At 42.0% G+C, this 14,211-nt stretch carries 8 protein-coding genes, 3 pseudogenes and 1 riboswitch; of the genes and pseudogenes, 7 read left to right on the top strand and 4 right to left on the bottom strand.

The genetic code is table 11. The features are described from left to right. Window positions 1–2: 2 nt before the first annotated feature. Window positions 3–1,220, bottom strand: a complete 1,218-nt coding sequence (locus L650_RS0121300; protein ID WP_029774343.1) for a Bcr/CflA family multidrug efflux MFS transporter — start codon at window positions 1,218–1,220, stop codon at window positions 3–5. Window positions 1,221–1,414: 194 nt separating this feature from the next. Here L650_RS0121300 and L650_RS0121295 point away from each other — a divergent pair, with 194 nt between their 5' ends. Continuing rightward, a complete protein-coding gene (locus L650_RS0121295; RefSeq protein WP_029774342.1) occupies window positions 1,415–2,212 on the top strand; it encodes a M48 family metallopeptidase in 798 nt (265 codons plus the stop codon). 72 nt (window positions 2,213–2,284) lie between these two features. Here L650_RS0121295 and L650_RS0121290 read toward each other — a convergent pair whose 3' ends face one another. The 3 genes and pseudogenes from L650_RS0121290 to L650_RS0121280 all read right to left on the bottom strand — a co-directional run bounded on the left by L650_RS0121290 (window position 2,285) and on the right by L650_RS0121280 (window position 5,661). After that, window positions 2,285–3,298 (bottom strand): alpha/beta fold hydrolase, encoded by a 1,014-nt coding sequence (locus L650_RS0121290; RefSeq protein WP_029774341.1) that lies wholly within the window; start codon window positions 3,296–3,298, stop codon window positions 2,285–2,287. A gap of 161 nt (window positions 3,299–3,459) precedes the next feature. Further along, window positions 3,460–4,238, bottom strand: a pseudogene (locus tag L650_RS0121285) (nucleoside-binding protein). A gap of 134 nt (window positions 4,239–4,372) precedes the next feature. Next, window positions 4,373–5,661, bottom strand: a pseudogene (locus L650_RS0121280) (Na+/H+ antiporter NhaC family protein). Window positions 5,662–6,000: 339 nt separating this feature from the next. Here L650_RS0121280 and dapB point away from each other — a divergent pair. The 6 genes and pseudogenes from dapB to L650_RS0121245 all read left to right on the top strand — a co-directional run. After that, a complete protein-coding gene (dapB, locus tag L650_RS0121275) occupies window positions 6,001–6,798 on the top strand; it encodes a 4-hydroxy-tetrahydrodipicolinate reductase (protein WP_029774340.1) in 798 nt (265 codons plus the stop codon). Window positions 6,799–7,162: 364 nt separating this feature from the next. Next, a complete protein-coding gene (gene carA / locus L650_RS0121270) occupies window positions 7,163–8,299 on the top strand; it encodes a glutamine-hydrolyzing carbamoyl-phosphate synthase small subunit (protein WP_004588094.1) in 1,137 nt (378 codons plus the stop codon). 16 nt (window positions 8,300–8,315) lie between these two features. Continuing rightward, window positions 8,316–11,538: pseudogene (gene carB, locus L650_RS0121265) on the top strand (carbamoyl-phosphate synthase large subunit). 46 nt (window positions 11,539–11,584) lie between these two features. Next, a complete protein-coding gene (gene greA, locus L650_RS0121260) occupies window positions 11,585–12,061 on the top strand; it encodes a transcription elongation factor GreA (RefSeq protein ID WP_029774339.1) in 477 nt (158 codons plus the stop codon). 353 nt (window positions 12,062–12,414) lie between these two features. Continuing rightward, the gene (locus L650_RS0121250; RefSeq protein ID WP_029774338.1) at window positions 12,415–13,473 is read left to right on the top strand and encodes a S66 peptidase family protein; all 1,059 of its coding nucleotides are present in this window, start codon (window positions 12,415–12,417) and stop codon (window positions 13,471–13,473) included. Window positions 13,474–13,539: 66 nt separating this feature from the next. Next, window positions 13,540–13,720, top strand: a riboswitch (FMN riboswitch). 224 nt (window positions 13,721–13,944) lie between these two features. Then, the coding region (locus L650_RS0121245) for a 3,4-dihydroxy-2-butanone-4-phosphate synthase (RefSeq protein ID WP_029774337.1) at window positions 13,945–14,211 on the top strand (267 nt) is incomplete at its 3' end.

Here is a 14,211-nt window from a genome sequence, read left to right as displayed (position 1 = left end):
GTTTATAAAAAATGCCTCATAATGAGGCATTTTTTTTTGTCTATTTTATAGTGGATTAACTGCACCAGCATAGTTAATAGCACGGCGCTAAACATTAAGCTTGAAAACGGCACTGCACTTTTTGCATGCACCACCGCAAGCAATGGGCCAACGAGCGCGCCACTGCCAAAGCGCAGCGTTCCAATAACAGCGGTGGCGGTACCGGTGTTTTTTTCAAACTTCATTAATATTAATGAATCAGCATTGCTTGCTGTTACCCCTAGGCTCATCATTAAAGGCGCAATGGCCGCTACAATGTAATATAAAGAAAGCTGCAACAAGCTAAACGTAAGCAGTGCCAGCCCAGAGGCAAAGCCACATACAAGCCCTATGTACAGCATTTTTCGAGAGCCAATTCTTGGTACAATTCGGGTATTTAAAAAGTTACCACACATAAGTGCCATGACATTAAATGCGAATAAAATACCAAATAATTGCTCAGACACATTATATAAATCTAGGTATACAAAAGGCACTGAGGTTAAAAAGCAAAAAAAGCCAAACGAGACAAACATAGAGCTTAATATGTCTGCACGTGCATCTTTATTACTAAGTACCGTTTTATAGCTGTCGAAAAACAAGGCTAGGCCTTTTTTCTCATTTTTATGAATGGGGATATCAATTAAATACACTTGTACAAACGCTAAAATTAAAAAGCTATAGGCAGCAAGAACCAAAAATATGGTTGACCATACTGAGAACCCTAAAATAAACGAGCCCACAGAGGGGGCAACTAAAGGCGCTACCATCATAATCATAGATACATACGACATGCCTTTAGCGGTGTTTTTTTGATAAATATGCCTAATTACGCCAGGCACAACCACCGTAGCTGCCGCGCCGGTGAATGCTTGCACGGCTCTAAGTACCCAAAAGGTGTGTATTTCGTTGGTAAAAGCCAGCGCAAATGAGCTTGCACCAAATAAGGTTAAGCCAATCCGGGTTAGTTTTCGTCGTCCGAGTTGATCGGCAATAGGGCCAAAAAATAACATGCCTAGCGAGTAGCCAGCCAAATAAATACTTAGCGAAATTTGTACATTTGGCATAGTGGTTTGTAAATCGTTCGCAATAACCAACATGGCCGGTAAGTACATGTCTATAGCCAGCGGCGTAATAGCAACAATACTGGCTAACAAGGGTAACAAAATTCGGGTATTAAAAGACGAGGCCGAGGCGTCCATGTAGTCACTCAACATTCACTAAAAACAAGGCTTATAGTGTAACAGGGCTATGCAAGGGTATAAACTTAGTTTGTCTGGCAAGGTCATTTATTTATTAAAAATAAAAAGCGGCGTAATAAAGAGCAAAGATTCTAAACTGGCACCGTGTTTGCTATTCTACAACTAATAAAAATTAAAGACTTGAAGGAAACACCATGAAAAAGCTAGCCCTTGCCTTACTCGCAACTGCAGTTTTAGCCGGCTGTAAAACATCGCCTACGGGGCGTACTCAAATTGCGCTGTATTCAGATCAACAAATGAGTGAAATGGGCACCGCAAGTTTTGCTCAAATGAAGGAATCACAGCCAATCAATAAAGATGTAAAAACCAATGCGTATGTAAATTGTATTGCTGAAAAGGTCGTGGCTGTTTTACCAAAAGAATACGCCTCACAAAATTGGGAAGTCGTGGTATTTGAAGATGAGTCGGCAAATGCTTTTGCATTACCTGGTGGCTACATAGGTGTTCATACGGGGTTATTAAAAATAGCCACCAATCAAGATCAGCTTGCAACCGTACTAGGGCACGAAGTGGGCCACGTTATAGCAGAGCATTCAAATGAGCGTGTATCGCAAAGCTCAATTTTAGATACTGGTATGCAATTAGGCAGCGCAGCGCTTGAAATGGGCAACGTACAATACCGCAACGAAATTATGCAAGGTTTAGGCTTAGGGGCGCAGTACGGCGTAGTTTTACCGTTTAGCCGTTCACACGAATCAGAGGCCGATACCATTGGCTTAGATTTAATGGCGCAGGCTGGCTTTAACCCACAAGAGTCGGTAACGCTTTGGCAAAATATGAGCGCAGCAGGCAGTGGTAGCACACCTGAGTTTTTATCTACTCACCCTGCACCGAGCAATCGAATTAATAATTTACAAGCACAAATGAGCGAAGCACTTAGCGAGCAAAGTACGGCTAAATCGCAGGGTAAAAACCCGCAATGTACGCTGTAAATTAGTTTTTATATAAAAAGCCCCTGTAAGCGGTTTACTTACAGGGGCTTTATTTTATTAAGCATCAAGCTATTACTCACTTAGTGCTTGTTTAAACACTGCCTTAAATCGCTCAAAATCTTCTACTTGCGGTAAATGACCTAAATTATCAAGCTCAAACAGTTGCGCATCAGGAATGAGCGCAGCAGCGTGTTTTCCTAATTTGTCGTAACGCCCCAGCTGATAATCTATCCCGTCTTTTTTCCAGTTTCGGCCAGGGCCTGTTCTGTCACGCGTACCAATAATTAATTTAACGGGCACCGTTAAGTCTTTAAATTCAGTGATCACCGGTTGGGTAAAAATCATATCGTAGGTTTTAGCGTTAACCCAGGCAATTTGCTCTTTATCTGGGCCTTGTATTTGCCCTGTAATAAAGTCGGTTAATGCTGAATACTGGGTATTCCATTGACCATCGTAATAGTTTTTTTGCTGGTACTTTTTAACACCTTCGGGCGTTTTGTTAAGCTCATTTTTATAAAAAAAGTTGGTGTCTTTGTATTTTACATAGTGTAAGTAGTTTTCAAGCCCTATTGGATTAAGCAAAATCAGTTTAGTGGTTGTATCTGGGTACATTAATGCAAAACGGCTCGCTAGCATTCCCCCCATAGAGTGGCCAACAACAATCGACTTTTCAAGATTTAGCGAGTCCATTAATGCATGTGTATGATGCGCAAGCGCCGCAAATGAATATTGATAGTTAGTGGGCTTTGAAGACTTACCAAAACCAATTTGATCGGGGATCAGCACCCCAAATCCAAGCGACTGTAAGTAACGGGCTGTGGGGCTCCAGTAGTCGGCATTAAAGTTTTTACCGTGCATTAGCGTCACTGTTGGCATATTTTTTTGCGTGGGTTTTAAATAAATATACGCCATTTTTAGCGATTGCTTTTGTGATGCAATATCAAAATAATTTACTTTAAAATCATACTGGTAATTTGTTAAAAGTGCATCGTAAGAGAGGGTTTTAGAGGGTTCTGTACTACTGGCAAATGCATTATTAGTAAAGGCTAATAATGCAGACAAACAAATAACTTTAATCGCTGGCATTTCCTTACTCCTATTAAAGGCAAGCACACGGCTTTAATTAAAGTAGGACAATAACTAAGTATTAAAGGCTGTTCAATTAAATAGTTTTCATGGCAAAAAAAGAGCACTGTTTAAGTGCTCCGTTTAAAAGTAATGTTGACTCTGTTTTACACTGTATGGACTTAAAAAGTCCACTCAACGTGTATTTGTGGAACCGATTCAGTGACCTCAGTGCCTAGCTTGTTATGCCAGTATTGCAGTTCCATACCCAGTAATAGGGTGTTTTCTTTCATTTCTAACGCGTGGCCCATATCCCATACTAAAATAGGCTGTGCAAGTATCCACGCTTCTACGTCGTTACCAAATTCATCTTCGCGCTCTGCAATGTACTCAGCGTGTCCTTTAAAGCTAAATTTTTGCGAGCCTACGGTAAACGGGTATTCAAAGGCTACATCAAACATCCAGCTGTTAGTTTCAATAGGGGCACCGCCTTTGGCTACGCCTTCACTGTCATCAATATAGGCAGTGACAAGTGTTTGAAAAAAGTTGAACCCAGGTACATCCCAGCTTAATTTAACACCCGGTAGGTATTTCATCATTTTGGCATCGCCGGCAACGTTAATTCCGCCAGTAAGGCCTACATCTAATAATGCACCAGCGCCAATTTTCTCACNGATAAGCTTAGCGTTGAATACCATTCGCCGTAAAAGTCGCTATCTTGGTAGCCGTCGGTTGTATCGTCTTTGCTGTAATCAATAAAGAAAAAGTTATCACCGTAATCATAGCCCGATGCATGTTGCAGCGAGTAAACAGTCGTGTCTGATTCTTGCTTGGTAAATGGGTTTTTTTGGTCGCCATTATTAACATGTAATGCGGTACTGCTCCAATTAGCAGCAAGGGCAGAAGATGATAAAGCGATTGACGTAAGGGTAACGAGGGGAAGTATTTTTTTATATTTCATAATCTGTATTTAACTATAATTTTAGTGACACGCGAAAGCGCGCATTATAGCACAAGGTATTGATTTGTAGATTATTATTTTAACATATGTTGCAGCTTATTTATTAAGCTGCAACATAAGATTTTGCACAAAATTTAGGCTTTATTGCGGCGCAAACAAATAACGGCAATGGCAGTAAAAGCTAAAATAAAGCAATAGTAAGATGACGTTGATACTTCCCACGGGCTAATTTTAAACGTAGCACCTAACAGTAATGCTTGAGCACCATAGGGCAGTGAGCCTTGCGTAACACAAGCAAAAATATCGAGTAAACTTGCAGAGCGTTTACCACTTATTTCGCCATCATCAGCAAGTTTTTTAGCAATAGGACCTGCAACAATAATTGATACCGTGTTATTGGCTATACACACGTTGCTGGTTAATACCAATGCAGCTATACCAAGCTGATCAGCTACTTTGCGGTGCCACTTGGCAATCACTTTTGTAATGGCTTNCCGCCGTTAATACGAATAAATTCAGATAAGCCACCAATAAACATGGAAAGTAAAAATATTTCCTGCATATCGGTAAAACCTTTGTAAATATCTTTTACAAAGCTTGCGCCTTCGTAGCTGCCGGTAAAGCCCATTAGCGCAGCAAATACAATACCGCTAAATAGCACCACAAACACGTTCATACCGGCAACAGCCAATACTAAAATAAAGGCATAAGGCAGCACTAATAATAAATCAAAATCTTTAGTCTCTACAGCTTGTGGAGCAGGTGTTAAATAAAGCAGCAAAGCAATGGTTAATACGGCAGCAGGAACCGCTATTTTTAAGTTTTCTTTAAACTTGTCTTTCATTTCACAGCCTTGCGTACGCGTTGCCGCAATGGTTGTGTCTGAAATAATAGAAAGGTTATCACCAAACATTGCGCCCGATACTATAGTACCGGCCATTAGCGCAGGGTCGATGCCTGTTTTAACGGATACCGCATAAGCAATTGGCCCTATAGCACCAATGGTACCCATTGATGTACCCATTGCAGTAGAGACAACCGCAGCAATTAAAAATAGCCCAGGTAATAACAGCGACGGGGGAATAAGTGACAAGCCAGCGTTTACAACCGCATCCACACCACCGGTGGCACTTGCTACTGCCGAAAATGCACCAGCAAGTAAATAAATTAAACACATGGTAATAATGTTGTTGTGTCCTGCGCCTTTAATAAAGGTTTCAACACATTGGTTTACAGTGCCTTTGTTTAAAATAAAGGCAAGCATAATAGCGGGTAGTATAGCAACCGGCGCTGGGAGCTGGTAAAAAGCGTAATCAACCCCTTGCGATTGTAAATATAAACCTGAGCCTAAAAAAAGGGCTACAAAGGTAAGAAGGGGAAGCAAAGATAGGATTGCTTTGTTTTTATTAAATGTTGGCTGCATTGTATTCCTCATAACCAGTTAATATAACCACAGCCAAAACTCCTCTTTTAGCTGAATTTAGTAGATCACTCTTTAATTGAAAAGTAGATGACCACAGCGCCCGCAAGCCAAAGACCAAATCGACGCGAAAGAGAAGTTTAAATGTATAGATGGCTAAAGTAAACTGGTATTGTTATTATTATTTAATTAAGGGCTTACCTGACTATTGCACGACTTTTAGATAATATCTACCGGTGTGCGATTATATGCGGCTAATAATTGCTCAAAGCAAGTTTAGGGCGGCAAATTAGTCAGGGTACGCAACAACAGATCCAACTAAATCAGATTAAGGCAATAACAATGAATCGAATAGGTGTTTTTGGTGCTAACGGCAGAATGGGCTTAGCCCTATTAGAAGCCGCGACAATTAAAGAGCAAACACAACTTGGTGGTGCGTATGTTCGCAGCAGCTCATCGTTATTGGGTATTAATGTAAATCAAGTAAACAGTTCAGCCGACAAATCTATTAGCTTTAGCGACGAGAGCAAGGTTGCTGATGTTGATGTACTTATCGATTTCACGTTACCAGCAGGTATGCGCAATCACTTAAAAACAGCGATGGATAAAAAACTGCCTATGGTTATAGGCACCACAGGTTTAACTAGCGATGACATGGCATTATTAGAAAATGCTGCTAAACATATTCCTATTGTGTTTGCGCGTAACTACAGCGTTGGCGTTAATGTGCTACTTAACCTAGTACAAACAGCGGCCACTAAATTTGGTGACGACCTAGATATAGAAGTTTTTGAAGCGCATCATCGTTATAAAATAGATGCGCCATCGGGCACAGCATTAGCCATTGGTGAATCTATTGCACAGGCTAAAGGGTGGGATCACGATGAAGTAGCGGTATACGACCGCAGCCAAGTAGAAACCGCAAAATCGCAAAATGAAATTGGCTATTCAGTACTAAGAGGCGGGGACATAGTAGGTGAACACACCGCCTATTTCGCAACTATGGGCGAAAGGCTTGAATTAACCCATAAAGCAAGTTCGCGAATGACCTTTGCATTAGGAGCTATAAGGGCTGCGCAGTGGTTACAAAATAAACCAGCAGGACTTTATGATATGCAAGATGTGCTAGATCTGAAGTAGTTTAGTTACTTTTTTAGCTGTTTGGGTCTATTTTTGCCTAAAACTACTTATTTGTAGTGTTTATCTAAATAACGTTAGACCTAAATAGCATCTTCATGTAGAATGCAGCCAATTTGCCAAAAATTACTAAATGCGTGTTTCCAATTATACCCAAGTGGCTAGTAAAACCAGGGGTTTCAGTGGGAATGAAAAGAGTTTTAGGCAAGAAAAATGATTGAAGGTTTAGCGTTTTATATCGGCATCATTTAAGACTGCGTAAAACAATTTAAGCTCACAAAAAAATCTGGTTTTGACGATCCCTCTGGGTATTGGCGGGGTGTTAAGCATTTGCTTACTCCCGTTTTTTACTGTTAGGAGGTTTAACTTGACTAAATCCGCTCTGTTAGTCCTAGAAGACGGCACAGTGTTTCGCGGTACTGCAATCGGCGCTGACGGCATGTCAGTCGGTGAAGTAGTATTCAATACGTCTATGACTGGTTATCAAGAAATTTTGACTGATCCATCATACGCGGAACAAATCGTAACTTTGACGTACCCACATATCGGCAATACGGGTACCAACAGCGAAGACGAAGAAGCGAATCAAATTTGGGCTAAAGGCCTAGTGATCCGTGATTTGCCACTGCTAGCAAGTAACTTTCGTAACGAGCAATCGTTAGATGATTACTTAAAACAACGTAATATTTTAGGTATTGCGGACATCGACACCAGAAAGCTTACCCGTATTTTGCGCGACAAAGGCGCACAAAACGGCTGTATTATTGCCGGTGACGAGTTAGACGAAAACAAAGCGTTACAAGCCGCGCAAACCTTCCCAGGTTTAAAAGGTATGGATTTAGCAAAAGTTGTCTCAACCAAGGAAAATTTTGAGTGGCGCGAATCAAGCTGGACATTAGGCCAAGGATTTAAAACCCTTAGCAGCGATGATGAAAAGTTTCATGTAGTAGCCTACGACTTCGGTGTTAAACGTAATATTTTACGTATGCTAGTTGATCGCGGTTGTAAATTAACCGTTGTACCAGCGCAAACCTCAGCCGCCGATGTACTTGCTTTAAACCCAGATGGTATCTTCTTATCTAATGGTCCTGGCGATCCAGAGCCATGTACTTACGCTATTGATGCAATTAAAACCTTTTTAGAAACCGACACACCAATTTTTGGTATTTGTTTAGGGCATCAATTATTAGCACTGGCCTCAGGTGCTAAAACAGTCAAAATGAAATTTGGCCACCACGGTGGTAACCACCCAGTAAAAGACTTAGACCGCGATGTAGTAATGATCACCGCACAAAACCACGGTTTTGCTGCCGATGAAGACACACTACCAAGTAACTTACGTGCCACGCACAAATCGTTATTTGATGGGACACTACAAGGTATTCATCGTACTGATAAGCCAGCGTTTAGCTTCCAAGGTCACCCAGAAGCAAGCCCAGGCCCGCACGATGCAGCCCCATTATTTGACCACTTCATCGACCTGATGCAAGCGCGTAATAACTAATTTAACTGGAGTAATAATGCCAAAACGTACCGATTTAAAAAGCATTCTTATCTTAGGCGCAGGCCCAATTGTAATTGGTCAAGCTTGTGAATTTGATTACTCTGGTGCTCAAGCGTGTAAAGCACTTAGAGAAGAAGGCTTTAGAGTTATATTAGTTAACTCAAACCCAGCGACTATCATGACTGACCCGGAAATGGCCGATGCAACGTACATCGAACCTATTCATTGGGAAGTGGTAGAAAAAATTATTGAAAAAGAAAAGCCAGATGCAGTACTACCAACAATGGGTGGTCAAACGGCATTAAACTGTGCACTTGATTTAGATAAGCACGGTGTACTGGCTAAACACGGCGTTGAGCTAATTGGCGCAACCGCCGATGCAATCGACAAAGCAGAGAACCGTGAACGCTTTGACGTAGCCATGAAAAACATTGGCCTTGAATGTCCACGTGCTGAAATTGCTCACTCTATGGATGAAGCACACGATACGCTAACACGTATTGGTTTTCCGTGTATTATTCGTCCTTCTTTCACTATGGGTGGCACTGGTGGCGGTGTGGCTTACAACATGGAAGAATTTAACGAAATCTGTGAGCGCGGCCTAGATTTATCACCAACAAGTGAGTTGCTGATTGATGAATCACTGATTGGCTGGAAAGAATATGAAATGGAAGTTGTTCGCGACAAAAAAGACAACTGTATCATTGTATGTTCTATCGAAAACTTTGACCCAATGGGTGTACACACTGGTGATTCAATCACCGTTGCGCCAGCACAAACGCTAACCGACAAAGAATATCAATTAATGCGTAATGCCTCTATGGCGGTACTGCGCGAAATTGGTGTTGAAACCGGTGGTTCAAACGTACAGTTTGGTGTAAACCCTGATGATGGCCGTATGGTTATCATTGAGATGAACCCACGTGTATCTCGCTCATCAGCACTGGCATCTAAAGCAACGGGTTTCCCTATTGCTAAAATTGCCGCTAAGTTAGCAATTGGTTACACGTTAGATGAACTTCAAAACGACATTACGGGTGGTAAAACACCAGCGTCATTTGAACCATCAATCGACTACGTAGTAACAAAAATTCCTCGCTTTAACTTTGAAAAATTTGCCGGCGCGAACGACCGCTTAACAACGCAAATGAAATCAGTGGGCGAAGTAATGGCGATTGGTCGTAACCAGCAAGAATCGTTACACAAAGCATTACGCGGTCTTGAAGTAGGCGCAACGGGCTTTAACCCAATTGTGGCACTTGATGACCCGAAAGCGCGCGAAAAAATCATCCGTGAACTACGCGAGCCAGGCGCTGAGCGTATTTGGTACATTGCCGATGCAATGCGCCACGGTATGAGCGTAGAAGAGGTATTTGAACTTACCAAAGTTGATCCTTGGTACTTAGTACAAATAGAAGACATTTTAAAAGACGAAGCTAAAATTGCTGAAGGTGGCATGGCCGGCTTAAATGCCGAGTTTTTACGTAAACTTAAGCGTAAAGGCTTCGCCGACCCACGTATTGCTGAAATTGCTGGTGTATCTGAAGCCGAAATTCGCAAAAAGCGTCATCAGTTAAACATTGTACCTGTGTACAAGCGTGTTGATACCTGTGCTGCTGAATTTAGCTCAGACACAGCTTACATGTACTCAACGTACGATGAAGAGTGTGAAGCGAACCCGTCAGACAAAGACAAAATCATGGTTATTGGCGGCGGTCCTAACCGTATCGGCCAAGGCATTGAGTTTGACTACTGTTGTGTGCACGCAGCCCTTGCACTACGTGAAGACGGCTATGAGACCATCATGGTTAACTGTAACCCTGAAACGGTTTCTACCGATTACGATACCTCTGACCGTCTATTCTTTGAACCAATTACACTTGAAGACGTATTAGAAATTGTACGTGTTGAAAAACCAAAAGGTGTGATTGTACAGTACGGTGGCCAAACACCACTTAAATTAGCACGTGAGCTTGAAGCGAATGGTGTGCCAGTAATTGGTACTTCACCAGATGCGATTGACCGCGCAGAAGACCGCGAGCGTTTCCAACAGTTAGTAGAGCGTCTTGATTTACTACAACCAGAAAACGCAACAGTTACATCAACTGAAGAAGCATTACTTAAATCAGGTGAAATTGGCTTCCCACTGGTTGTGCGTCCATCGTACGTACTGGGTGGCCGTGCAATGGAAATTGTTTACGATGAGCAAGACTTACGTCGTTACATGACCGAAGCGGTACAAGCTTCAAATGAAGCGCCAGTACTACTTGATCACTTCTTAGATAATGCAATCGAAGTTGACGTTGATGCAATTTGTGACGGCGAGCAAGTAATTATTGGCGGTATCATGGAGCACATTGAGCAAGCGGGTGTTCACTCGGGTGACTCAGCGTGTTCATTACCTGCACACTCTTTATCACAAGAAGTGCAAGATGTTATGCGCAAACAAGTAACCGATATGGCACTTGAGCTTGGCGTAGTGGGCTTAATGAATACACAATTTGCTGTAAAAGATGGCAAAGTGTACTTAATTGAAGTGAATCCACGTGCGGCGCGTACTGTACCGTTTGTATCTAAAGCGACCGGTATTGCACTTGCAAAAGTAGCCGCGCGTTGTATGGCGGGNGGGTCAGTCTTTAGCAAGCCAAGGCATTACTAAAGAAGTAATTCCACCGTATTACAGCGTTAAAGAAGTTGTTTTACCGTTTGCTAAGTTCCAAGGTGTGGATCCTATCCGTGGCCCAGAGATGCGCTCTACAGGTGAAGTAATGGGTGTTGGCGATACTTTCGCCGAAGCGTTCGCAAAAGCACAATTAGGTGCAAGCAACACTTTACCACGCGGTGGTCGCGCGTTACTATCTGTACGTAACAGCGATAAGTCTCGTGTTGTAGAACTTGCTAAAACCATGACAGACCTTGGTTTTGAAATTGATGCAACAGGTGGCACAGCAGAGGCTTTAAAAGAGGCCGGTATTGAAGTACGCCGTGTAAACAAAGTATATGAAGGCCGCCCGCATATTCTTGATAACATCAAGAATAAAGAGTACAGCTATATCGTAAATACCACCGAAGGTCGCCAAGCGATCGAAGATTCGAAGGTGTTGCGTCGTGGTGCATTGCAAAACAAAACCAACTACACGACAACCTTGAACGCGGCATTTGCTAACTGTACTGCTAACCAAGCGGACGACCGTAGTAAAGTGACGTCAGTTCAAGAGCTACACCAGCGATTGAACTAAGGAAATGTACCAAGGCCACTAGGCCTTGGTGTTAAGTGAGAAAAGTATGCAATCAATTCCGATGACAGTTCGTGGCGCAGAGTTACTGCGCGAAGAGCTTAACGAATTAAAAACAGTTACCCGTCCTAAAATCGTAAATGATATTGCGATTGCACGTGAACATGGTGACTTAAAAGAAAACGCTGAATACCACGCAGCGCGTGAGCAACAGGGTTTTTGCGAAGGCCGTATTCAAGAAATTGAAGCTAAGCTTTCAAATGTGCAAATTATTGACGTAACTAAAATGCCTAATACAGGTAAAGTTATTTTTGGTACTACTGTCACTATTGTAAATGTAGAAACAGGTGCCGAAGTAACCTACCGTATTGTGGGTGATGACGAAGCAGATATTAAAAATAACTTAATTTCTGTTAACTCACCGATTGCGCGCGGTTTAATTGGTAAACAAACAGATGATGCTGTGACCATTAAAACGCCTAAAGGCGACGTTGAGTACGAAATCATTGACGTTGAGTATCTTTAATATTTAGCTCACAGTAATGTACAAGCAAAAACCGATGCGATTGCATCGGTTTTTTTATGCCTAAAAACTAGCTAATGCCAACTTATCCTCATAAACCCCATATATAACACCACCCCTCAAAATAGGCAGCTGAGTTAAACGGATTGGCATAATTGGATTGCTAAAAAAGCGCATGCCATTACTCGTTAAAAAATTTATAAATAAAATGGTGACTGCATAAATGCTAAACACACTCTACGCTTATTCATATTGCATAAAGAGTGTGCGTGTTGATATAGGTACATTCATATAGGTAATGTGTAAATGCATAACGGCTTTTACACAGTGGAATCACTTTATTAAAAGGAACATTCATGGCTAATATACTTTATCCAGCGCCTTTAAAAGTAGGCTCTAAAATTGCTATTTGCTCGCTTTCGTCGGGCTTAAAAGAAAAATACCATGCACGATTAGATAGAGTGATAGACGGTTTAAAACACCGTGGTTACGAGGTAGTAGAAGGGGAGTTTTTACGCCAAAATAAACCCCGCGATGAATTAGATGCAAAAGCGCATGCCAAGCAATTAATGGGCTTTTTGCTAGACGATGAGGTTGCCGCCATTATGCCGCCAATGGGCGGAGAGCTGGCAATGGAAATTTTGCCACTACTGGATTATAACGCCATAAAAGAGGCCAAACCTAAATGGCTGGTGGGTTTTTCTGATGTGAGCACAATTGCTTGTGCACTTACGGCTAAGTGCCAATGGGCAACACTTCATAGTGCCAACCTAATGCAGCTCCACCCTGATGAAACAAACCCCTACAGCTTACAAATTTTTGAAACCATTACCTACGAGTCGGGAAGTAAATTTGAGCAAGGACCTTCTGCTTATTATCAAAAAAATAAACCCAATTACGCACAAAACCCCGATGAGCTGCTAGCGCCAAGCGAGCCTACCCAGTGGCAGTGCCTAAATTACACTGATGAGCGCACAATAGAGATGTCTGGGCGCTTATTTGGCGGCTGCCTTGATACCGTAGGATTATTGCTGGATTCGCCATTTTTAGCATTGCACGACTTTAAAAAACACAGTGCGAACGAAGGGCTAATTTTATACCTAGAAAATTCAGAGCTTACGCCTACCACCGTGGCACGATTTTTACTGTCGCTCAAACTTGCCGGTGTATTTGATGATATTAACGGCCTTATTTTAGGGCGCAGCGAAATAACACAAAGTCATCACGATGCATTTGATTACCGCCATGCGCTAGAGGTGGCATTGGGTGGGTGTTTATTCCCGGTAATAATAGATGCTGATATTGGCCATGTGCAGCCAAATTTAAACTTAGTTAATGGCGCAAAATGCTCACTCACGGCCGATATTAACCAAGGTAAAGTACTCAATGCCTCACTAAACACTGAACTTATTTAACGTTTATTTTGAATAACATATAAATACACGCGTATAATGCGCAGGCCGTGAACAGATAAGTTCACGGTACATTCTCAGGGCGGGGTGAAATTCCCCACCGGCGGTATGTTTTACTCATTAGTTTTTGAATAAACGAGCCCGCGAGCGCTTTATTTAATAATCGTTTTTTAATGTATTAAATAAAGGTCAAGCAGATCTGGTGAGATGCCAGAGCCGACGGTTATAGTCCGGATGAAAGAGAATATAGCTTGTAGCGTATGCAAACACGTGGCCTGTGGCTGCGTGTTTAATACCAATTCGCAATAATACTTAATTATTTTGAGCGACACGTTTTTCTAACCTCAAAATAAATCACTTAATTAAGCGGATTGGTATAAGCTGTTTAGTGGCAAAAAGTGCGCAATTTAGTTTGTGTATTTTGCCATGCCTTTCAGTGTCCTGAATCTATTTATTTTTATGTGGAATATAATAATGATTCAGTCTTTACTTAGCCAATTTGGCAAAAGCCACACCCGTGTAGAAAACGCCATTGCTGCTTTGCAGCAAGGCCAAGGGGTACTTGTTGTTGATGACGAGAACCGCGAAAACGAAGGTGATTTTGTTTTTTCTGCCGAGCATTTAACGACCCAACAAATGGCGGAAATGATCCGCGAAGGCAGCGGTATTGTGTGCCTGTGTATGGGCGATGAGCGTATTAAGCAGCTCGAGCTACCGCAAATGGTAACTCACAACACCAGC

It is taken from the genome of Pseudoalteromonas sp. TB51, from assembly GCF_000498055.1.
GTDB classification, from domain to species: Bacteria; Pseudomonadota; Gammaproteobacteria; order Enterobacterales; family Alteromonadaceae; genus Pseudoalteromonas; species Pseudoalteromonas atlantica.
Note: the sequence above shows the minus strand (reverse complement) of the source record. Positions and strands in the feature narration are given on the sequence as shown.

What these genes read in the sequence shown, in the direction of transcription:
- L650_RS0121300 (WP_029774343.1), bottom strand. Translation starts at nt 1,220, where the DNA reads ATGGACGCCTCGGCCTCGTCTTTTAATACCCGAATTTTGTTACCCTTG.
- L650_RS0121295 (WP_029774342.1), top strand. Translation starts at nt 1,415, where the DNA reads ATGAAAAAGCTAGCCCTTGCCTTACTCGCAACTGCAGTTTTAGCCGGC.
- L650_RS0121290 (WP_029774341.1), bottom strand. Translation starts at nt 3,298, where the DNA reads ATGCCAGCGATTAAAGTTATTTGTTTGTCTGCATTATTAGCCTTTACT.
- dapB (WP_029774340.1), top strand. Translation starts at nt 6,001, where the DNA reads ATGAATCGAATAGGTGTTTTTGGTGCTAACGGCAGAATGGGCTTAGCC.
- greA (WP_029774339.1), top strand. Translation starts at nt 11,585, where the DNA reads ATGCAATCAATTCCGATGACAGTTCGTGGCGCAGAGTTACTGCGCGAA.
- L650_RS0121250 (WP_029774338.1), top strand. Translation starts at nt 12,415, where the DNA reads ATGGCTAATATACTTTATCCAGCGCCTTTAAAAGTAGGCTCTAAAATT.